Annotated in this window: 15 protein-coding genes; 9 read left to right on the forward strand and 6 right to left on the reverse strand. The window is 70.3% G+C overall.

What is annotated here, in order from left to right; translation table 11 throughout:
- Positions 1–5: 5 nt before the first annotated feature.
- Positions 6–1,265 carry an amidohydrolase family protein gene (locus R9X44_RS20475; RefSeq protein ID WP_319815826.1) on the reverse strand — a complete coding sequence of 420 codons (1,260 nt, stop codon included), beginning with the start codon at positions 1,263–1,265 and terminating at the stop codon, positions 6–8.
- Between the two features lie 64 nt (positions 1,266–1,329).
- Positions 1,330–2,199: an LLM class F420-dependent oxidoreductase gene (locus R9X44_RS20480; protein WP_319815827.1), complete on the reverse strand. Its 870-nt coding sequence runs from the start codon at positions 2,197–2,199 to the stop codon at positions 1,330–1,332.
- 292 nt (positions 2,200–2,491) lie between these two features.
- Between R9X44_RS20480 and R9X44_RS20485 the strand changes: the two genes are divergently transcribed.
- A complete protein-coding gene (locus R9X44_RS20485) occupies positions 2,492–3,823 on the forward strand; it encodes an MFS transporter (protein WP_319815828.1) in 1,332 nt (443 codons plus the stop codon).
- Positions 3,824–3,912: 89 nt separating this feature from the next.
- On the opposite strand, the gene R9X44_RS20490 is transcribed toward R9X44_RS20485, so the two are convergent.
- Complete coding sequence (locus R9X44_RS20490) at positions 3,913–5,283, reverse strand: TetR/AcrR family transcriptional regulator (protein ID WP_319815829.1); 1,371 nt, start codon at positions 5,281–5,283, stop codon at positions 3,913–3,915.
- Between the two features lie 68 nt (positions 5,284–5,351).
- Here R9X44_RS20490 and R9X44_RS20495 point away from each other — a divergent pair, with 68 nt between their 5' ends.
- The 3 genes from R9X44_RS20495 to dctA all read left to right on the forward strand — a co-directional run bounded on the left by R9X44_RS20495 (position 5,352) and on the right by dctA (position 9,903).
- On the forward strand, positions 5,352–6,188 hold the full coding sequence (locus R9X44_RS20495) for an SDR family oxidoreductase (RefSeq protein WP_319815830.1): 837 nt from the start codon (positions 5,352–5,354) through the stop codon (positions 6,186–6,188).
- A 120-nt stretch (positions 6,189–6,308) separates the two neighbouring features.
- Entirely contained in the window at positions 6,309–8,462 is a 2,154-nt protein-coding gene (locus R9X44_RS20500) for an MMPL family transporter (RefSeq protein ID WP_319815831.1), read from the forward strand.
- A gap of 130 nt (positions 8,463–8,592) precedes the next feature.
- Positions 8,593–9,903 (forward strand): C4-dicarboxylate transporter DctA, encoded by a 1,311-nt coding sequence (dctA, locus tag R9X44_RS20505; RefSeq protein ID WP_319815832.1) that lies wholly within the window; start codon positions 8,593–8,595, stop codon positions 9,901–9,903.
- 39 nt (positions 9,904–9,942) lie between these two features.
- On the opposite strand, the gene R9X44_RS20510 is transcribed toward dctA, so the two are convergent.
- Positions 9,943–10,926 (reverse strand): aldo/keto reductase, encoded by a 984-nt coding sequence (locus R9X44_RS20510; RefSeq protein WP_319815833.1) that lies wholly within the window; start codon positions 10,924–10,926, stop codon positions 9,943–9,945.
- 113 nt (positions 10,927–11,039) lie between these two features.
- On the opposite strand from R9X44_RS20510, the gene R9X44_RS20515 reads away from it, so the two are divergent.
- Together R9X44_RS20515 and R9X44_RS20520 are read left to right on the forward strand one after the other, a co-directional pair.
- A complete protein-coding gene (locus R9X44_RS20515) occupies positions 11,040–11,609 on the forward strand; it encodes a TetR family transcriptional regulator (RefSeq protein ID WP_319815834.1) in 570 nt (189 codons plus the stop codon).
- Positions 11,610–12,969: 1,360 nt separating this feature from the next.
- Entirely contained in the window at positions 12,970–13,548 is a 579-nt protein-coding gene (locus tag R9X44_RS20520; protein WP_319815835.1) for an XRE family transcriptional regulator, read from the forward strand.
- 471 nt (positions 13,549–14,019) lie between these two features.
- Here R9X44_RS20520 and R9X44_RS20525 read toward each other — a convergent pair whose 3' ends face one another.
- Both R9X44_RS20525 and R9X44_RS20530 read right to left on the reverse strand, forming a co-directional pair.
- A complete protein-coding gene (locus R9X44_RS20525) occupies positions 14,020–14,679 on the reverse strand; it encodes an EF-hand domain-containing protein (protein WP_319815836.1) in 660 nt (219 codons plus the stop codon).
- Positions 14,680–14,824: 145 nt separating this feature from the next.
- Positions 14,825–15,622 (reverse strand): SDR family oxidoreductase, encoded by a 798-nt coding sequence (locus tag R9X44_RS20530; protein WP_319815837.1) that lies wholly within the window; start codon positions 15,620–15,622, stop codon positions 14,825–14,827.
- A gap of 386 nt (positions 15,623–16,008) precedes the next feature.
- On the opposite strand from R9X44_RS20530, the gene R9X44_RS20535 reads away from it, so the two are divergent.
- From R9X44_RS20535 to R9X44_RS20545, 3 genes are all read left to right on the forward strand, one after another.
- Complete coding sequence (locus R9X44_RS20535; RefSeq protein WP_319815838.1) at positions 16,009–17,100, forward strand: tyrosine-protein phosphatase; 1,092 nt, start codon at positions 16,009–16,011, stop codon at positions 17,098–17,100.
- Positions 17,101–17,304: 204 nt separating this feature from the next.
- Positions 17,305–17,976 (forward strand): FadR/GntR family transcriptional regulator, encoded by a 672-nt coding sequence (locus R9X44_RS20540; protein WP_319815839.1) that lies wholly within the window; start codon positions 17,305–17,307, stop codon positions 17,974–17,976.
- The gene (locus tag R9X44_RS20545) at positions 17,973–18,857 is read left to right on the forward strand and encodes an ABC transporter ATP-binding protein (protein ID WP_413774966.1); all 885 of its coding nucleotides are present in this window, start codon (positions 17,973–17,975) and stop codon (positions 18,855–18,857) included. The genes R9X44_RS20540 and R9X44_RS20545 overlap by 4 nt, the downstream gene beginning before the upstream one ends.
- Positions 18,858–20,688: the final 1,831 nt, after the last annotated feature.

Raw genomic sequence — 20,688 nt, forward strand, 5'->3', positions numbered from 1 at the left:
CGCGTTCAGGCGGAGTGGTTGAGCTCGTACAGGCGACGCCACTCGTGCTTGGAGCGCACCTCGGTGTCGACGTCCGGCGACAGGGCCCGCAGGGCGCCGACCGTGGCGTCCTCCTTGGCGATGTGCTGGAACGGGTCGATGTCGAAGAACCGGCAGGTGTTCTGCCACGTGATCATGTTGATCTCGTGGTCGGGCACGCCCGAGCCCTCCATCTCGGCAAGGACGAACTCCGGCGCCTCGGGCCAGATCGAGTCCGAGTGCGGGTAGTCGCACTCCCACGCGATCATCTCGATGCCGATGTCGTGGCGGACCTTCAGCGCGGTCGGGTCGGTGACGTAGCAGGCCAGCGAGTGCTCGCGGAAGATGTCGCTCGGGAGCTTGCCGCCGAAGTCGTGGCCCAGCCAGCGCTGGTTGGTGTAGTGCCGGTCGCAGCGGTCGAGGTAGAACGGGATCCAGCCGATGCCCGCCTCCGACCAGGCGATCTTCAGGTCGGGGTACTTGGTCATCGCGCCGCCCCACAGCAGGTCCTGCGCGGCGAACGTGGAGACCTGGGTGGCCAGGATGATCATGTTGTCGATCGGCGCGCCGGGCGCGCCGTTGATCGCGCCGAAGCCCTGGCCGATGTGCAGGCACATCACGACGCCGGTCTCGGACACCGCGCGGAAGAACGGGTCCCAGTACTCGAGGTCGTGGTAGCTCGGCAGGCCCTGGATGTGCGGCAGCTCGGGCATGGTGACCGCCTTGACGCCCTTGGCGGCGACGCGGCGGACCTCCTTGGCCAGCTCCTCGGGGTGCCAGACCGGGCCGAGCGCGATCGGGATGAACCTGCCGGGGTAGCTGGCGGCCCACTCGTCGATGTGCCAGTCGTTGTACGCCTTCAGCATGATGAGGGCGAGGTCCTTGTCCTTCGCCTCCTGGAAGAAGCGCGCGCTGAACCCGGCGAACGACGGGAAGCACATCGACGCCAGGATGCCGTTGCGGTTCATGTCCCGCACCCGCTCATGGACGTCGTAGCTGCCGGGCCGCATCTCGGCGAACGTTGAGGGGTTCATGCCCCACTCCTCGTTCGGCCACCCCACGACGGCGTTGAGGCTGCTCGACACGCTGGGGATGCCCTGGAACCACCACTTCTCGTAGCCGTTCTCGTCCATGATCGACTTGGGCGCGTCGTCCTTGTACTTGGCCGGGACGTGCCTGTCGAACATGTCGCGCGGCTCGACCACGTGGTCGTCGATGCTGACGAGGATCAGGTCTTCGACGTTCAACTGTGTTTCCTCTCTCGGAGTCCGGTGGGGGGATGTACGCCGGTCCGCCCGGTGCGGGCGGCCGTCACCACCGGGTGATCTCGGGGATGACCTTCGCGCCGAGCGTCTCCAGCGGGGCAAGGGACGCCACGGCGGGGACCGCGCAGTAGACGGTGGTGAAACCGAGGTCGTGCAGCCTGCGCAGTTCCTCGAGCAGAAGGTCGGTCGCGCCGGGCTCGTCGACGGCGACGGGCAGCACCGCGGTCTTCTCGATCTCGGTGTGGTCCCTGCCGATCCGCTCGCAGTGCTCGCGCAGCCGGACGATCTTCTGCCCCGCGTCGGGGCCGCCGAACACGTTGAAGGCGTCGGCGTACTTGGCGGCGATCCGCAGGGTGGTGCGTTCGCCGCCGCCGCCGACCAGGACGCGCGGCCTCGGCGCGCTGACGGCCTGCGGGGAGTTCAGCGTGCTGGCCAGCTGGTAGTGCTCGCTGACGTAGGGCTCGCGACTTCCGCTCCACATCTGCAGGCAGATCTGGAGGGTCTGTTCAAGCCGGGCGAAGCGCTCGGTCTGCCCGGCGAACGGGAGGCCGAGCCCCTGGGCCTCCTCGTCGTTCCAGCCCGCGCCGACGCCGAGCCAGGCGCGTCCCTCGGAGAGCACGTCGAGCGTGGTGACGATCTTCGCGAGCAGGCCGGGGGCCCGGTAGGTCGCGGCGGTCACCAGCGTCTGGAGCTCGATCGTCCGGGTCTGTCCGGCGAGGAAGCCGAGCGCGGTGTACGCCTCGAGCATCGGCTCGTACTCTTCGCCGATCAGGCTGATCTGCCACACGTGGTCGGTCAGGCTGAGCCTGCTGAACCCGGCGTCCTCCGCGCTCCGCGCGACGCGGCTCAACGCTCCGGCCATCTGGCGGGGCTCGCCGAAGCTCGCGTAATCATTGATGTGCAGTGCAAGTCTCATGCGGCGCTCCGGACCGTCCCGCCCCTCGGCGGGATAATTCGATATTTAGGCATCTATCGCATCATTGCGCATGGACCCCGGGTAATGCAACGGCCAATCCACCCGCCGAGCGGCCGATCAAGGCGGCAACCGGAGCCGGGCCCTGGGCCTTGACAAACCGTCAGCATCGTTCTTTAGATTTATATCTCTCGATCTATCAGCCGAGCCACCGGAGCTGCCTCGGCGGGATCGTCCCGACAGACCCCCCACCCGGCTAGGCGATCACGCCTGCCATCTCTTCGGGAGACCCCCCATGCGACGTGACCCGTCCATCCCCCGTGAACCCCTGCCCCCGGCGGCCCGCAAGGCCGCGCTCGCCGGGTTCGTCGGCACCTTCATCGAGTACTACGACTTCGCCCTCTACGGCATCCTGACCGTCTACTTCTCGCCGCTGTTCTTCCCGGCCGACGACCCCTCGACGTCCCTGCTCACCGGCCTCGCCGTCTTCGGCGCGGGCTTCGTCGCCAGGCCCGTCGGCGGGATCATCTTCGGCAGGATCGGCGACCGGATCGGCCGCAGGCACGCCCTGGTCGCCAGCGTCGTGCTCATGGGCGTGTGCAGCACGCTCGTCGCGCTGCTCCCGACCTACGAGACGCTCGGGATCGCCGCGCCGATCCTGCTCGTGCTGCTGCGGCTCGGCCAGGGCATCTCGGCCGGTAGCGAGATGCTCGGCTCGATCACCTACGTGCTTGAGTCGGTGCCGCGCTCGCGGCGCGTGTTCATGGCGTCGCTGACGCCGATGGGCGCGCTCGCGGGCGGGACCGTCAGCTCGGTCGTCGCCGCGATCCTCGCCGGCACGCTCGGCGGCGAGGCGATGACGTCCTACGGCTGGCGGATCGCCTTCCTGGTCGCCGCGCCGCTCACGGTCTTCGCGCTGATCATCCGGTCGCGTCTTGACGACTCCCCCGAGTTCGCCGAGATCGCCGCGCAGCGTGAGGTCGTCAAGACGCCGCTGCGCGAGATCTTCCGGACGCACCGCCGCAACCTGCTCATCGCGGGCGGCATCGCGATGGCCGCCAACGGCGCGCCCAACACCGCGATCTGGTTCAACTCCTACCTCGTCGGCGAACGCGGCATCCCCGGCGAACAGGTCTTCGCGGCGTCGGCGTTGATGGGCCTTCCGATCGCGTTGCTGTCACCCGTGGCGGGACGGCTGTCCGACAGGTTCGGCCAGCGCCGCGTCCTCGTCGGGGTCCTGATCGGGTACCTCGTGGTGTCGCTCCCCGTCCTGCACTTCATCTCGAGCGCGAACGGGGTCCTTCAGCTCGTCCTCGTCATTGGCTCGTTCGGGATCCTCGGCGCGCTCGTCCAGGCCCCCGCGTTCAGCTACATCGCCGAACTCTTTCCCGCGCGGGTGCGCTACACCGGCGCGAACTTCGGCCAGAACATCGGAACGGTCTTCGGCAGCGGCATCGCACCGTTCGTCGCCGCGGTCCTCGTCGCGGCAACCGGCTCCACCCTCGCCCCCGCCCTCTGGATCGCCGCGGTCTGCCTCATCGCCTTCGCCGCCCTCACCCTCCGCGCCACCCACTACATCGCAGGAACCAACTCCCCCAACCCCACCCCCGACCCCGCGCAAGCCTGACGGTCCCGCGCCAACGCCACAGGCAGCACGGCGCGCGACCCCGCAGGAGCCTGACGGTCCGCCCCGGTTTCGCCGGGGCGGACCGACGGTCAGGGGGCGGCGAGGACCTGCAGGGCGGTGCGGATCAGGGTTTGGCGTGCCTCGGCGGGCGGGATGGGCAGCTCGGACGTCGCGGCGCAGCCGATCAGGACGGTGCCGAGCGCCATCCAGGCGCGCATCCGCGCCTGCGGGTCGGCCGAGCGGCCCGCGAGCGAGGCGATCAACAGGTCCCCGAGGTCGAGCGGATCGAGGTCCATCGAGCAACCCGTCGCCTCGGAGACGTCGGCGAGCAGCAGCCCGACCTCACTGCGGAAGCGCAGGGTGATGTCCACGAAGCCGGTGACTGCGGCCTCGGGCACCCTGTCGTCGGGGATGACGGCGAGCCGGGCGGCGAGGTCGCGGATCGCGTCGAGGGCGGGGGTGAGCAGTTCGCGCAGGATCGCCTGTTTGTCGGCGAAGTGGTAGAGCACCGACGCCTTGGAGCAGCCGACCTCGGTCGCGAGGTCCTGGAGCGAGGTGCCCCGGTACCCGCGCGACACGAACAGATGCTGTGCCGCCTCAAGCAGCCGGTCGTGCAGCTCGCCGCGCGAGGCGCGTCCCTTGCGCAGCCGTCGGTGCACCCCCCGCTCAGGCGGCGTCTGCACAGCCTGCGACCCCGCTCCCGACGGCAACACCACATCCTGAAGCTGCGGAATAAGCGACACAGGAACCTCCAGCCCTCGCCCCACACCCTCAACTTCTTCGGCTCCCTCCGCCTCCTGGGCCGTCGGGGCTTGCGGGGTTGCCGGGGGTGTCAGGGGGCCGAGGAGGCGGTCGGCGGCGGGGTCTCCGATGAGGAGGGCGCGCAGGACGGGGCCGAGGCGGGCGCTCATCTGGGCGGGGGATTCGGGGCAGCCGCGTCGGAGCCAGTCCGTGGCGGCGCTGAGGAGGGTTCCGGCGAGGAGGGCGGCGGCCGGGTCGTCGGGGATCTCGGCGGGGTCGTCGCCGTGGTCCGTCGCGGCGGGGTCGGTGAAGTTGACGTGGATCGCGATGGTGAGCCGCCGGTGCAGGTGGTCGATCACCCGGGCGCTGCCCGTGGGGCCGAGCAGGGCGCGGTAGAGGTCGGCGCGCTCGCCGATCCTGGCGAAGAGGTCGGCGAGGAGGTCGCCGCTGTGCCGCTGGAGTTCCCGGGGCGAGCCGGGGCCGAGGACGGGCGCGGCCGCGATGATCTCGTCGAACAGCGCCGTGCACGCCTGCGCGGCGAGGTCGTGGGTGTCGGTGAAGTGCTCGTAGAAGGTCGAGCGGTTGACGTTGGCGCGTTTGGTGACGTCGGACACCCCGATCTGGTCGAGGGCGCGTTCGCCGACGAGATCGAGCAGGGCCTCCTGAAGGCGGGCGCGGCTGCGCAGGGCGCGTGGGTTAACTGTGGGGTGTGCGGTCACCCTCCCAGGGTATTATTCCGACGCCTGTTGGAAAACCGACAGACGTCGGAATTAAGGAGTTGGGCTTCGTGGCCGATCAAGTCGTCCTCGTCATCGGCGCCGGAGGAATGGGCGAGGCGATCGCCCGCCGCGTCGGCTCCGGCGCGCACCTTCTGCTCGCCGACTTCGACCCCGGGGCCCTCGACGCGGCAGCCGCGCGGCTGTCCGGCGCGGGGCAGCGGGTGACATCCCAGATCGTGGACGTCACGTCCCGCGATTCGGTCAAGGCCCTGGCCGGGGCCGCCGCAGACCTGGGCGACGTGACCAAGGTCGTGCACACCGCGGGGCTGTCGCCGGTGCAGGCGCCGGTCGCGGCGATCCTCGCGGTCGACCTGCTCGGCGTCGCGCTCGTCCTTGACGAGTTCGGCGCGGTCGTCGCGCGGGGCGGCGCGGGGATCGTCATCTCCAGCATGGCGGGCAGGCACCAGCCGCCACTCGCCGCCGAGGACGTCGCGGCGCTCGCCACGGCCCCGGCCGACGAGCTGCTGACGCTGCCGCTCACCGATCCCGCGCGGTTCCGCGGCAACAGCGGATCCGCCTACGTGTTCGCCAAACACGCCAACTACCTGCGGGTCCAGGCAGCGAGTACGCTGTGGGCAAGCAGGGGCGCGCGGGTGAACTCGATCAGCCCCGGGGTGATCGCCACGCCCATGGGCGCGCAGGAGCTCGACGGCGAGCACGGCGCGGGAATGCGCGCCATGATCGCCGGCTCCAACGCCGGGCGGGTCGGGACGCCCGAGGACATCGCGGCGGCCGCCGCGTTCCTCCTCGGCCCCGACTCGGGGTTCATCTCGGGAACTGACCTGCTGGTAGACGGCGGGGTGACGGCTTCACTGACCGCTCCCCTGACCGCCTCTCCGGCCTGAGCGCGCCGCCCCAGGTGACACAGCTCACTCCGCAGTATTTGTCCGATCGGTCAGATCTGACCGATCGGACAAATACAGTGAGGTCCAAAGACCTCTTTTAAGGCGGAAGGTGTCATCGGGGTGGCGAATTTGCTCTACCGGCTCGGCCGGTTCTCTTTTCACCGACGAAAGCGCGTGGTCGCCCTCTGGCTGCTGCTGCTCGCCCTGGTCGGCGGCGCGGCCGCCGCGTTCTCCGGCTCCACGAGCGGCGAACTGTCGATCCCCGGCACGGAGTCCCAGCGGGCCATGGAGACCCTGCAACGTGAGTTCCCGTCCGCCATCGGGGCGACGGGCACGATCGTCGTGGCGTCGGAGGGTTCACAGAAGCTGACCCCGCGCCAGCTCAAGCCCATCGTCAGTGAGGCCGCGGCGATCCCCGGCGTCCTCGGCGCGGCCGACCCGTTCGCCTCGGGCTCGGTCGCCCCCGACGGCAGATACGCGCTCGTCCAGGTGCAGTTCGAGGGTGAGATCCACGAGATCACCGAGGCGCAGCGCGAGGCGTTCACCCACACCGGCGCGGACGCCCCCGGCCTGCGGGTCGAGCACGGCGGCGACGTCATGACCGAGTCGATGGAGGGCGGCCTCGCCGAGATCATCGGCGTCCTGGTCGCCGCGGTCGTGCTGATCATCACGTTCGGGTCGCTCGTCGCGGCGGGGATGACGCTGCTCAACGCGCTCGTCGGCGTCGGCGCGGGCATGGCCGGGCTGTTCGCGCTCACCAGTGTGATCGACCTCAACGAGACGGCGCCGGTCCTCGCGCTGATGCTCGGCCTCGCGGTCGGCATCGACTACTCACTGTTCATCACCTCCCGATACCGACAGCTGCTGGCCGAGGGCCACAGCGGCGTGGAGGCGGCGGGCCGTGCCGTCGGCACCGCGGGATCGGCCGTGGTGTTCGCCGGGGCGACCGTCGTCATCGCCCTCGCGGGCCTCGCCGTGGTGCAGATTCCGTTCCTCACCGCGATGGGCCTTTCCGCGGCGGGGACCGTCGCGGTCGCCGTCGTCGTCGCGCTCACGCTGCTCCCCGCGGTCCTCGGGTTCGCGGGCGACCGGGTGCTCCCCCGGTCCGCGCGGGCCGGCAAGGCCGTCGAGAAGGAGGCGTTCGGGTTCCGCTGGGGCCGTCTGGTCACCAAGGCGCGGATCCCGGTGATCCTCGTGGCGGTCGCCGGGCTCGGCGCGCTCGCGCTGCCCGTCCAGGACATGCGGCTCAACCTGCCCGACGCGGGCAGCCAGCCCAAGGACAGCGCGGTCCGCATGGCCTACGACCTCACCGCCGAGGGCTTCGGCCCCGGCTTCAACGGACGGCTCATGGCCGTCGTCTCCGGCCCCGACAAGCGCTCCACCGACGCCGCGGCCCGCCAGGCCGAGGCGATCATCCAGCGGACCGAGGGCGTCGTCGCGGTGACTCCCCCGCAGGTCAACGCCGCGGGCACCACGGCGATCATGGCCGTCATCCCGGCGACCGGGCCCGTGGACGAGGCCACCAAGGACCTCGTCGAGTCGATCCGCGCCGAAGTCACCGCGATCTCCCTCGCGGACGTGTCGCTCACCGGCATCACCGCCATCGGCATCGACGTCTCGGAGAAACTCGCCGACGCGCTGCCGATCTACCTCCTGCTCGTGATCGGCCTGTCGGTCCTGCTGCTGATGCTCGTGTTCCGCTCGATCCTCGTGCCGCTCAAGGCCGCCGCGGGCTTCCTGCTGACGGTCGGCGCGACGTTCGGCGTGACCGTCGCGGTCTTCCAGGAGGGCCATCTGGCCTCGCTCGTCGGCGTCGACGTGCCGGGACCGCTGGTGAGCTTCCTGCCCGTCCTGCTCATCGGGCTGCTGTTCGGCCTCGCGATGGACTACGAGGTGTTCCTCGTGTCCCGGATGCGCGAGGACTACGTCCACGGCGACACACCCCAGCAGGCCACGATCAACGGGCTCGGCCACAACGCCCGCGTCGTCACCGCCGCCGCCCTCATCATGATCTCGGTGTTCGCCGGATTCATGCTGATGCCCGACCCGATCATCAAGTCAGTCGGGTTCGCGCTGGCGTTCGGCGTCTTCGTCGACGCGTTCATCGTCCGGATGACGCTCGTGCCCGCCGTCATGTCGCTGCTCGGCAAGGCCGCCTGGTGGCTGCCGAAGCCGATCGACAAGATCCTGCCCGACCTCGACGTCGAGGGCGCGCGGCTGCGTCCCGCCGTCGAGTACGAGGACGAGCAGGAGCGGTTCGCCCCCGTCGCCTGACGCACCGCGCGGCGGCCTCCCCGGGGGCCGCCGCGCCTTCGCAAACCTTTGGCCGACGGGGAAGGTCGGTCTTTGACCCCGCGCGCGGGAGGGGTCAGCGTTGTCCGCACCGTCCGAGTGAGGAGGCGCGGTGCGGCAAGCGGTGCGGATGCCGCCGGGTGTCGAGCACGTCGGCGAGGTGACGCCCTGGTACCGGCAGCTCTACGCGCAGGTCCTCGTCGCCGTCGTCTTCGGGATCGTCGTCGGCTGGCGGTGGCCCGAGGTCGGCAGGGCCATGGAGCCGGTGGGGACGACGTTCCTCGCGGCGATGAAAATGCTGATCGGGCCGATCGTCTTCCTCACCGTCGTCGGCGGCATCGCGGGCGTCGCCGACCTGCGGACCGTCGGGAAGACCGGCGTCAGGGCGCTCGCGTACTTCCAGGCGGGGACCCTCGCCGCGCTGCTGACCGGGCTCGTCGCCGTCAACGTGTTCCGGGTGGGCGAGGGCGTGCACGCCGACCCGTCGGAGCTCGCCGCGAGCGAGACCGCGCAGCGTTACGTCGACGGGGGCGAGTCGCAGCGCTGGTGGGAGTTCCTGGCCGGGCTGGTGCCCGAGAGCTTCTTCGGCGCGTTCGTCGACGGGAACATCCTCCAGGTCATCTTCCTCGCCGTCCTGTTCGGGATCGCGCTGAAGGCCGTCGGACCCGTCGGGGAACCGCTGGTGGACGGGGTGCGGCGGCTGACCGAGGTCGTCTTCAAGGTCCTCGCCCTCGTCCTGCGGGCCGCGCCGCTCGGCGCGTTCGGCGCGATGGCCTACGCGATAGGCCAGTTCGGCCTCGGCACGCTCGCCAGCCTCGGGTCGCTGATCGCGCTGTTCTACGCGACGTCGGCGGTGTTCATCGTGGTGATCCTCGGCGGGGTGCTCGCGCTGTACGTCAGGCTGAACATCTTCCGGCTGCTGCGCTACCTCAGGGAAGAGCTGCTGCTCGTCCTCGGCACGTCGAGCTCGGAGCCCGCGCTGCCCGGCCTGATGCGCAAGCTCACCCTCCTGGGGGCCGACCGTGGCGTGATCGGGCTCGTGGTCCCCACCGGTTACAGCTTCAACCTCGACGGGGCCGCCATCTACCTGTCCCTCGCGACCGTCTACATCGCCCAGGCCACCGACACCCCGCTGTCCCTCACCGACCAGCTCGGCCTCCTGGCGGTGATGCTGCTGACGTCCAAGGGCGCGGCGGGCGTCGCGGGCGCGGGCTTCATCGCCCTCGCCGCCACCCTGTCCACCCTCGGCACGGTCCCCGCCGCGGGCATCATGCTGGTCTTCGGCATCGACAAGTTCATGTCCGAATGCCGTGCCCTGGTCAACTTCACCGGCAACGCCGTCGCCGCGCTCGTCATCGCCCGCGCGACAGCGCCACTCGACCTCGGCCGGGCCCGCGCCGTCCTGCACGAACGGGCTTCCTGAGCGTGCGGCCACGCCGTGGCGCGTGGCCGCACGCGCGGGTCAGATCCAGTCGGGTACCTGGGCATAGCGGGCGCCGAAGCCGCCGTGGGGCAGGATCGCGGCGATCGCGTCGAGGTCGGCGGGGGTGAGGACGAGGTCGGCCGCCGCGGCGTTCTCCTCCATCCTGCGGGGGCTGCGGGTGCCGGGAATGGGGACGATGTCGTCGCCCTGGGCCAGCAGCCAGGCGAGGGCGAGCTGGGCGGCCGTGGCGTCCTTGGCAGCGGCGAACTCGGTGAGCCGCTCGACCGCCTCGACGTTCTTCTCGTAGTTGCCGGGCTGCCAGCGCGGGTCCATCTGGTGGCGCATGTCGGTGGCGTCGTAGTCGGCGGCCGGCTTGACCGCGCCGGTGAGGAACCCTCGCCCGAGCGGTGAGTAGGCGACGAACCCGATATTCAGCTCGCGAAGGACCGGGAACAGCCGCTCGACGTCCCGCTCGAACAGGGAGTACTCCGTCTGGAGCACCGAGACGGGCTGGACGGCGTGCGCCCTGCGGATCGTCTGCGGGCCCGCCTCGGACAGGCCGAAGTACTTCACCTTTCCCGCGTCGATGAGCTCCTTGACGGTCCCCGCGACGTCCTCGATCGGCACGTCCGGGTCGACGCGGTGCTGGTAGAGCACGTCGATCTGGTCGACGCCCAGGTAGCGCAGGCTGTTGTCGGCGACCTTGCGGATGTTGTCGGGACGGCTGTTCAGGGCGCGGCTGCCCGGCTGCCCCTTGGTCAGGTCGAAGCCGAACTTGGTGGCGATGACGACGTCGTCGCGGACGTCCTTGAGCGCCTTGCCGATCAGGATCTCGTTCGAGCCCGTGCCGAGTCCGTAGAGCTCGGCGGTGTCGAAGAACGTGACGCCGAGGTCGTAGGCGCGGCGGACGGCGGCCAGGCCGGCCTCCTCGTCGCCGGGGCCGTAGGCCATGGTCAGGCCCATCGCCCCGTAGCCGATCGCGGAGACCGTAAGGCCCTGGCCGCCCAAAGTTCGCTGCTGCACGGCGGAATCCCCTTTCGCCGGGCGAACCAAACTGTTCGGTACGCCTCGGGGTCAGGCTATCGCGCGGGGCCATCCCGTCAAACCGAACAGTTCGGTCAGCTAACCTTGGCGGCATGGCCCCCGACACCCGCGACCGGATCGTCGCCGCCGCCCGCGCGGAGTTCGCCCGGCACGGGATCGCCGGCGCCCGCGTCGACCGGATCGCCAAGGCGGCGCGCACCAGCAAGGAACGGGTCTACGCCCACTTCCGCAGCAAGGAAGCCCTCTACGAGCACGTGGCGTCCCTGGAACTCGCCGCCGCGGCCGACGCGATCCACCTCGACCCGGCGAACCTGCCCGCCTACGGGGCACAGCTCTACGACTACTTCACCGCCCACCCCGACCAACACCGCTTCCTGGCCTGGGGCCGCCTGGAACTCACCCCCGCAACCTCAGGCCCGTACCACGAAGCCCTCCTCAACAAACTCGACATCCTCCGCCGCGCCCAACAAGACGGCATCCTCGACCCCACCTGGGATCCCATGGACATCATGGCCCTCGTCTCCCAGATCGCCCACACCTGGCTAGACCAAACCGAACTAGCCTCCCTCCCCCCCCACCCCACCCCCAAATCCCACCGCACCGCCATAATCCGCGCCCTAACCACCCTCTTCCCCCCACAATCCCCCCACCCCACCCCCTAACCCCCACCCCCTCCCCCCACCCCCCAACCCTCCAGACCCACCCCACCAAGCCCGCGCACCCACCCACACATCCACCCACCAGCCCGCCCAGTCATTTACCCATAGGCCCGCCCAGACCCTCGCCCGCCAGCACGGCCAGGCAAACACGCCCTCCCACCGCCCAAGCCTTCCCCACCGGCCCAGCCAGGCCCACACCCCCACACGGCGGCAGGCCGCACACAACATCAGCGCAACCGGATCCACACACCCACGCGACAGCAGGCCGACACAACATCGCCCAGCCAGGCCCACACCCCCACGCGGCGGCAGTGCACACACAACATCGGCCCAGCCGGCACCGCGCGCCCTCACTGCGGCAGGCCGACACAACATCGGCTTAGCCAGTCCCGCACACCCACACGGCGGCAGAGCGCACACAACATCGGCCCAGCCGGATCCGCACGCCCACACAGCGGCAGGCCGACACAACATCAACGCAGCCGGGCGCACACGACGTCGGCGCAGCCGGACGGACACGCCCCCAGGCAGCTGGAAGCATGCCATCGAGGCGGCTGGGCGACACGCGACCGGGACCGCAGACGGGCACGCCCGCGCGGCGGCAGAGCGCACACGACATCGGCCCAGCCAGATCCACACGCCCACGCGACGGCAGGCCGACACAACGTCGGCCCAGCCGGGCGGACACGCCCTCAGGCGGCTGGAAGCATGCCATCGAGACGGTTGGGCGGCACACGACCGGGACCGCAGGGCGCACACGACGTCGGCGCGGCAGAGCGGACACGACATCGGCGCAGCTGGGCGGGCACGATGCAGAGCGGACACGACATCGGCGCAGCTGGGCGGGCACGATGTCGGGGCGGCAGGGCGGACACGCCCCCAGGCAGCTGGAAGCATGCCATCGAGGCGGTTGGGCGGCACGCGACCGAGGCAGTTGGGCGACACGCGACCGAGACCGCAGGGCGCACACGACGTCGGCGCGGCAGAGCGCACACGACATCGGCGCAGCCCGGCGGGCACGACATCGGCGCAGCCGGGCGGGCACGCCCCCAGGCCGCTGGGAGCATGACATCGAGGCGGCTGGGCGACACGCGACCGAGACCGCGGGGCGGGCACGCCCGCGCGGCGGCAGGGCGGGTACCCGGCCGGGGTCGCTGGGTGGGCACACGCTCGTGGCGGCGGGGCGGGTACCCGGCCGGGGTCGCTGGGTGGGCACGCGGTCGTGGCGCGGGGCGGGCATGACGTCGGGGGCGTTTGGGTGGGCATGCGACCGGGGCGGGGCGTTTGGTTCGCGGGGGTTGGTGGGCGGGGTGATGTGCGGAGGTGGTGATCGGGGGCGGGGAGGGGGGCCTATCCTGGGCTGGTGTCGCTTGAGGAGATCATCGCGGTTCGGGTTCGCGAGTACCGGTTGAACAGGCGCGTCTCGCTCGCGATGCTGGCCGAGCAGACCGGGATGTCGAAGGCGATGCTCTCGAAGATCGAGAACGCGCAGACGTCGTGCAGCCTGTCGACCCTGGCGCGGCTGGCGGACGCGCTCGAAGTCCCGGTGACCGCCCTGTTCCGCGGCGTCGAGGCCGAACGCGAGGCCGTGTTCGTCCCCGCCGGGCACGGCGCGCGGATCGTCCGGCGCGGCAGCAACGTCGGCCACCTGTACGAGCAGCTCGGCTCCCTGCGCGGCGAGCACAAGCGGATCGAGCCGCTGCTGGTGACCCTCACCGAGGCCAGCGAGGTCTTCCCGCTCTTCCAGCACGCGGGCACCGAATTCCTCTACATGCTCGACGGCGTCATGACCTACGGCCACGGCACGTCCCGCTACGAGATGTCCCCGGGCGACTCCCTCCAGTTCGACGGCGAAGGCCCCCACGGCCCCATCGAACTCAAACAACTCCCCATCCGCTTCCTCTCCGTCACCGCCTACGGCGCCCTCCCCCACACCCCCTAACACCCGCTCCACCCCCGACATCACCCCAAGGCCCATCACCAACGCCCACCCAAGCCCATCCCCAACACCTTCACCCCCTTAAGTCAGTTGGGACCTCGGCCGATGGGTGGGGAGGGCCAAGGCGAAGACTCGATGCGTCGGGCACCCCGACCAACCACCCCCACTCAGAAGCCCCTCCGAGGCCGCGCCGACGCGCGCACAAGCACAAAGATCCCCATCGCGCTCCGCCAGCCCGCCGCGCCTCGCATGCAGATCGACCAACTCAGCCTCAACTCTTCTCTCTGCCGAACCTCAGCTCCTCTCTCCCCTGGATCGGCCGCCATGTCTCTCTAGCAGGTCGGCCAGCTCAGCCTCGGCTCCTCTCCCCTCCGAACCTCAACTCCTCTCTCCGTTGGGTCGGCCGCCGTCGTGTCTTTTCAGCAGGTAGGCCCTTGTCGTGTGTCTCCAACGGGTCGGTCCGGGCGTCCGGCGTCAGGGTGCCTTTTCAGACGGCGGTGCTCGGGGCAGGCCGCGCCTCCTGGTGGGTGGGCCGTCGCTGGACGGAGCGGCGGGCAGCAGCCCGTGCGGCGGCGCGGCCTCGCCCCCTGGGGGTAAGCGCGTGGCCTCGGTGGGGAAGAGGCCGAAGAGCCAGGCGCCCGGGGTTCCTGGGGTTTCGCCGGCCCAGAAGTCACGCCACAACAGCAGGAACTCCGCGCGGGACAGGTAGCCGTCCCCGTCGAGGTCGAGGCGGGGGAAGATGAGGTCGGTGTCGGTTGGTCGACCCGTCCACGCCTCGATGAGGGTGCGGTACTCCTGACGCGAGATGCGCCCGTCGCCGTTCGCGTCAACGGTCTCGAACATCGCCTCGGCCGTCGCGTTCACCGCCTCCGGCATGGTGGGCAGCACGTCGACCACCGCCAGGACCTCCTCGAGGGTGACCCGGCCATCTCCGTCGGCGTCGGCTGCGGCGCGCAGCGTCGACCACCACCCGGTCATGACGCGGGTCAGCCGCGCGTGGTCGCCGTCGGCTCGGACCGCCGTCCATCGGGCGGCGAGCTCCTGGAAGTCGGACTCGGTGAGCGCGCCGTCTCCGTCGGCGTCCATCGCCGTGAAGACGCCGCGGATCTTTTCGCGCTGGAACGTGTTCGCCATGCCACAGATCGTGGCCGCACCGGCCCCACTCTCACCAGTAGCCCCACAGCGCCAAGAACATCACCAATGAGCAATGGACTCATCACCAAAAGTGATGCAACGATCGGTGATCGATCGATCCTGTACCGCGAAGCCGCGCCGGACGTCAGAGATCGTAGCGCGCTAGGACGTCGCGCTTCTTGGGCGCGAGAAACTTGCGCGCCATCCGGCCGGTCGTCAGCCACGCGATGGCGTCGCCGTTCTTGCCGCTCGCCAACACCTTGTCCACGAGATACGGGGCGACTTCGTCAACGTGGTCGCACAGGATGTTCAGGACCTTGCGCTGGCTCGTCACCTGGTCGGGTGCGGCCGCGGCCTCCCTGAGCCAGCCTTCGGTGATGAGGATGCCGGGCCGGATCTGGCTGACCCGTACGTCCGTGCCCGACACCTCCTTGACCAGCGTGCGGGTGAAGGAGTCCAGGCCGCGCTTCGTCGCGGAGTACACGCCCATCCCCGGCCTGACGCGTCCGTCGCTGCCGCCGCCGAGCACGTTGAAGACCTGCCCGCCGCCTGACGCGAGCATCCCCCGCACCGCGACCTGCGCGCCGTACACGGTGCCGAGCATGTTGGTGAAGACCATCGCCCTGACCTCGTCCGGCTTTGTCTCCACGATAGGCCGTGTGGTGTGGGCGACCCCCGCGTTGTTGATCCACAGATCGACGCCGCCGAGCGCGGCGACCGCGGCCCGCCAAAGCCCCTCGACCGCTTCCGCGTCCGTGACGTCCACCGCGTGTCCGTGGACCTCGGCCTTGTCAGCGACATCCGGCCGCAGCCTTTCGACGGCGTCGGCGACCGCCTCCTCAGTACGGCCGGTCACCACAACGGAGTTCCCCCTCCGCAGCAGTTCCCGGGCGAGAGCGAAGCCGATGCCCTTGGTGCTTCCGGTGACGACTGCCCTGCGCATGACGACTCCTGGAACGAGACGGGGAAGCGATCCCGTCGCCAAGCCCCCACCCGAGACACTGAGCGGGCGACGACCGCGAGAACCACGACGACGCCGCGATCTTACGTCTCCCTCACCAACACGCGACACCCCCTGTTCCAATCATGGAAACAACATTTCCCTAACGGCAACCCCCACAACGCGCCGACCTGCGGAGCCACCTTTCAGGCACACACGGCTCGCCACGTTCAAACGCCAGACCCCGCCGAAGCACAGATCAGCGAGAACCCTCCGCCCGCCGGGATCCGCCCTGCCTCACCAGTTCCTCACCGCGTCCTGGAACGTTCCGTTTTCGTTGGTGCGCGCTTTCCCCTCGCGTTCACCGCGGCGGAGGAACGTCTGCCGTCATGAACAACCTGACATCGGTCAAAGCGGTCTCGACCCTGGCGGCGACCGCCGCGCTGCTCCTGGGATCCGCCGCGACCGGGGCCGCCGCCACCCCGCACCCCACGCACGACCACAAGACGAAGGGGCAGCACTCCGCGCGGATCCCCTTCACCAAGGCGACGGTCAAGGCGAACAACGACGGTTCCTTCACCATCACGTGGAAGGCGCCCGGTGTGAAGCGGGTCGCCGTCAAGGCCGCCGGACGGACCGTGGCCCGTGGCGACAACGCCGAGACCGTCCGGGTCAAGGGGCTGCCCAAGGCCGACCGGCAGTGGTTCGAACTCGTGCCCGACCGCGGCGGCTCCCTGCGCCTGGCCGACCGGCTCGTCAAGCTCAACGGGACAGTGAACTTCCGCGACGTGGGCGGATACCGCACCACGAACGGCAAGTGGGTGAGGATGGGCAAGGTCTACCGCACCGACGCCCTCGACAAGCTCACGTCCGCCGACCTCGCCAAGCTCAAGCGGCTCGGCATCAAGGTCGCCTACGACCTGCGCATGGACGCCGAGCGCGCCGCCGCCCCGGACAAGCTCCCCGCCGGCGTCCGCTACGTCGTCGCCGACGTGGCGGGAGGCGGCGCTTACACGGGCATGCCGACGACTCCGGAAGCCGCCGCCGACCTCATGATCGAGGGCGAGAAGGCGATGGTGACGTCCCCGTCCGCGAAGAAGGCGCTGAGCACGGTTTTCGACGGCCTCGCCGACAAGCGCGCGCGGGCGCTGCTCTTCCATTGCACGGCGGGCAAGGACCGCACGGGCTGGGCCGCCGCCTCGCTGCTCACCGCCCTCGGCGTCCCCCGCGCGACGGTCATGGCGGACTACCTGGCCAGCAACGACTACCGTGCCGCCGCCAACGCGGCGGCCCTCGCCGCGCTGCCCCCGGCGCAGGCCGCGATCTACAAGCCGCTTCTCGACGTCCGCGCCGAGTACCTGAACGCCGGATTCGCCCAGGTCAAGAAGTCATTCGGGACCTTCTCCGGCTACGAGAAGAAGGGCCTCGGGCTCAGCAAGGCCGAGCTGAAGGAGCTCAAGGACTCGCTGCTCGTCGGCTGAGAGCTTGGTCCATCTACTGAACAGGCGCGGCTCCCGGACTTTCCGGGGCCGCGCCTTGTTGTTGAACCTTAGCGCGCTAAGTCCTCAGACAAGCAGAGATGCTCGAGCTTGTGACCTGCTGATTCTGGTTTTGCATTCTCCTCATCGAGTGTTATGGTGATCACCGTCGGTCACACGCGGCACACTCGAAAGGCGGGGAAAGCGATGACAGCTCCGGTACAGCGGCATCCGCTCGCGGCTCAGGGCGCCGAGGCGCTGCTCGCCCGCATCCGCGCGGGCGAGTGGGGGCTCGGGCATCGGCTGCCGGGAGAGACGACCCTCGCCGCGCAGCTCGGCGTCGGCCGGTCCACGGTCCGGGAGGCAGTGCGCGAGCTCTCGGGAAAGGGCGTGCTCGACTCCCGGCAGGGCGTCGGCGTGTTCGTCACCGCGCTCGACGTCACCGAAGATTGGGACGCGGTGCTGCGGCGCACGTCGGTGACCTCGGTCCTCGAGGCCAGGATCGCGATCGAGGTCGAGGCCGCCGCGCTCGCCGCCGAACGGCGCACGCCGAACGACCTGCGGGCGGTGCGCCGTGCGCTCGCAGGACGCGCCGTCACCGGGCGCTCGGTGGAGGACCATGTGGACGCCGACATGGCGTTCCACCGCTGTGTGATCGTCGCCGCGCACAACGACCTGCTCATCGAGCTGTTCGACAGTTTTGTCCCACGGGTGCGGACCTCGATGGTCGACATGATGCGCACCCGTCCACCGGCCTCCCCAGAGGCCGACCACGCCGCGCACGAGGCGCTCACCGAGGCGATCGCGGGACGCGATCCACAGGGGGCCGCCGAACTCAGCCGCGCCCATCTGACCGGACTCAAGGAGGTGTACAAGTGATCCCCCAGCAGACCCGTGAGACCGTCCTCGAGCTTCGGGACGTGACCTACCGCAGGGTGGAAAAGGAGATCCTGCACGGGGTCGGCTTCCGCGTCGCCGAAGGCGAGCACTGGGCGCTCCTCGGCCCGAACGGCGCGGGCAAGAGCACGATCCTCGGTTTCTGCGGCGCGGTCACCCACCCGACCTCGGGCACCGTGGACGTGCTCGGCGGAAGGCTCGGCCGCGTGGAGCTCCAGGCGCTGCGCCGGATGATCGGGCATGTGAACCCCAGGCATCCGCTGCGCTCGCCGATGCGGGTGCGCGACGTGGTGCTGACCGGGCTGACCGGCACGATCGAGACGCCGCCACGCTGGCGGCCGGAACCAGCCGACCTGAAGAAGGCCGATGCCCTGATCGCCGACCTCGGCCTTTCCGGCAAGGCCGAGGAACGCTGGCCCACGCTGTCGCAGGGTGAGCGCGGCCGTACCCTCATCGCCCGCGCGCTCATCGGCGAACCACGGTTGCTGCTGCTCGACGAGCCCTCGACCGGGCTCGACGTCGCCGCCCGCGAACAACTCCTCGAGACGATCGACGTCCTCACCGGGACCCGCCCCAGCCTCGCCTCGGTCCTGGTCACCCACCACCTGGAGGAACTCCCGACCTCGACCACCCACGCCCTCCTGCTGTCCGAAGGCCGCGTCGTGGCCTCCGGCCCCGTCGCCTCAACCCTCACCACCCAGAACATCACCACGACCTTCGCCCACCCCATCCAGGTCCACCACAACGACGGCCGCTGGACCGCCCGAACCTCCCGCCCCCAAAACCCACCCCTCAGCACCCCACACCCACCCGCACCCACCCTCCTCAGCACAACCCTCACCGCCGGCGGCAAAAGTGCCTAGCCCGGCCCCCGAGCCCACCCCACCCACACCCCGAACCAACTGCCACGGCGAAAGGACAGGACAGCACTCCACCCCAAACCCACTGTCACGACGAAAGGAAAGCGCTCCACCCCGAACCGACTGGCATGGCGAAAGGACAGCGCTCCACGAAGACCAGCCCACACGAAGAATCGCAGAGCCCGAAGTCCTGCGGTCTGCGGTCTGCGGTCTGCGGTCTGCGGTCTGCGGAGGATCTCAGAGCGCGGAGGCTCTCGGCGCACGCAAACACACGGTCCCGTACACACCCGCAGGGCTCGCAGACTCGGAGTCCCGCAAGGCGCGCAGTCCCGAGACCCGGAGGTCGCGCAGGCCCGGAGTCCCGCAGGGCGCACAGGTCCGAGTCCCGCAGGCACGAGTCCCGCAGGGGCTCGCAGCTCGCGAAAGAGCGCAGCGCAGTGGCCTCCTACGTCAGAGGAGTTACACCGATGTTCTTACAGTTCCCCAGTGGGTGCGCGCGAGCCTAGGGGCAGGTGCCCGTGATCTGTGAAGGATCGCGGTGGGCGGAGGACCTTTGTGCGCGGAAGCTGTGGCTGTGCTGTGTGGGCGCTCGCAGTGTGTTGGGCTTGAGGTCCCCATAGGTCTAGGGTCCGCGCAGGCACATGGGGACGTAGGCGAGCGGTGTACGGAGACACGGTGTGCGTAGCGATCGCAGTGTGCGGGGTTGTAGTGCAAAAGGTTGCAGCGCAAAAGGCTGTTGTGCGGAGAGTGGTGGGCGCGGAGGCGGGGCTTCTGGGAGCTCGACGGTGAGGCTGTCTGAGGGGTTGAGGGCGGGATTCGTAGAAGCTTGAGGGTGGGGCCTCGGGCGGGGAGGTGAGGCTTGTGGGGGCTGGGAGCTGGGGCGAGGCTTATGGGGCTGGGGGCTGGGGGCTGGGGGCTGGGGGCTGGGGGCTGGGGCGAAGCTTATGGGGTGGGGGTGGGGCGAGGCTTATGGGGCTGGGGGTGGGGGTTTGCGGGTGGGGGTTTGCGGGTGGGGGTTTGCGGGTGGGGCCTTGTGAGGGTCTGGGGACGGGAGGCTTGGGGCTTGGAGGTGTGTGGTGGGCTGGCTGCTCGGCAGAAGGTGTGGGAGTGGGGGTGGGCTGATCTGTGGGTGGTGTTTGGGGGCGGGCTTGGGTGCCTGGTGGTGGGTCCTGTGTGCGTGGTGGTGGGTGTTGGGCTGGGTTTCTGGGCGGGAGGTGGGTGGTCGGGCTGACGCGCTCGGGCCGAGTGTGGGGCGTGCGGCGAACTGACGCGCTCGGGCTGAGCGTGGGGGTTGGTGGCGGGCTGACGCGTTCGGGACGAGCGTGGGTTGCGAACTGACGCGCTTGGGCTGAGCGAGGGTGAGGGGTGTGGCGGGCCGTCGCGCTCGGGACGAGCGTGGGGTGGGTGGCGGGCTGATGCGCTCGGGCTGAGCAGGGCGGGGGTGTCGAGGTGGGCGGGGCGGGCTGGGGCTGCTCGGCCCGATTGGGTGGTGGGGCTGGGTGGGCGGTGGCCGGTGGCCGGTTGGCCGGTTGGCCGGTTGGGCGGTGGGCCGGTGGGCCGGTTGGGCGGTGGGCCGGTGGGCCGGTTGGGCGGTGAGGCTGGGTGGGGGTGGGGCTGGGTGGGGGTGGGGCTCGGTGGGGGCAGTGGGTGGTGGGTGTGAGGGATGGAGAGAGGTCGGGTGGGGTGGGAGGTCGGGCTGGGCTTGGGGCGGGGGCTGGCTGCTGGTTTTGGGGGGTGGCTTGCCGCTGGTGTGTGTGGGGTGGGGGTGCGGTGGGGGCTTGGCTGCTGGCTTGGGGGGCGGGGGTGGGGGTGCGTGAGCTCGTCTTGTGGCGGC

The organism is Actinocorallia sp. A-T 12471 (genome assembly GCF_033875155.1).
Taxonomy (GTDB): Bacteria; Actinomycetota; Actinomycetes; order Streptosporangiales; family Streptosporangiaceae; genus Actinocorallia.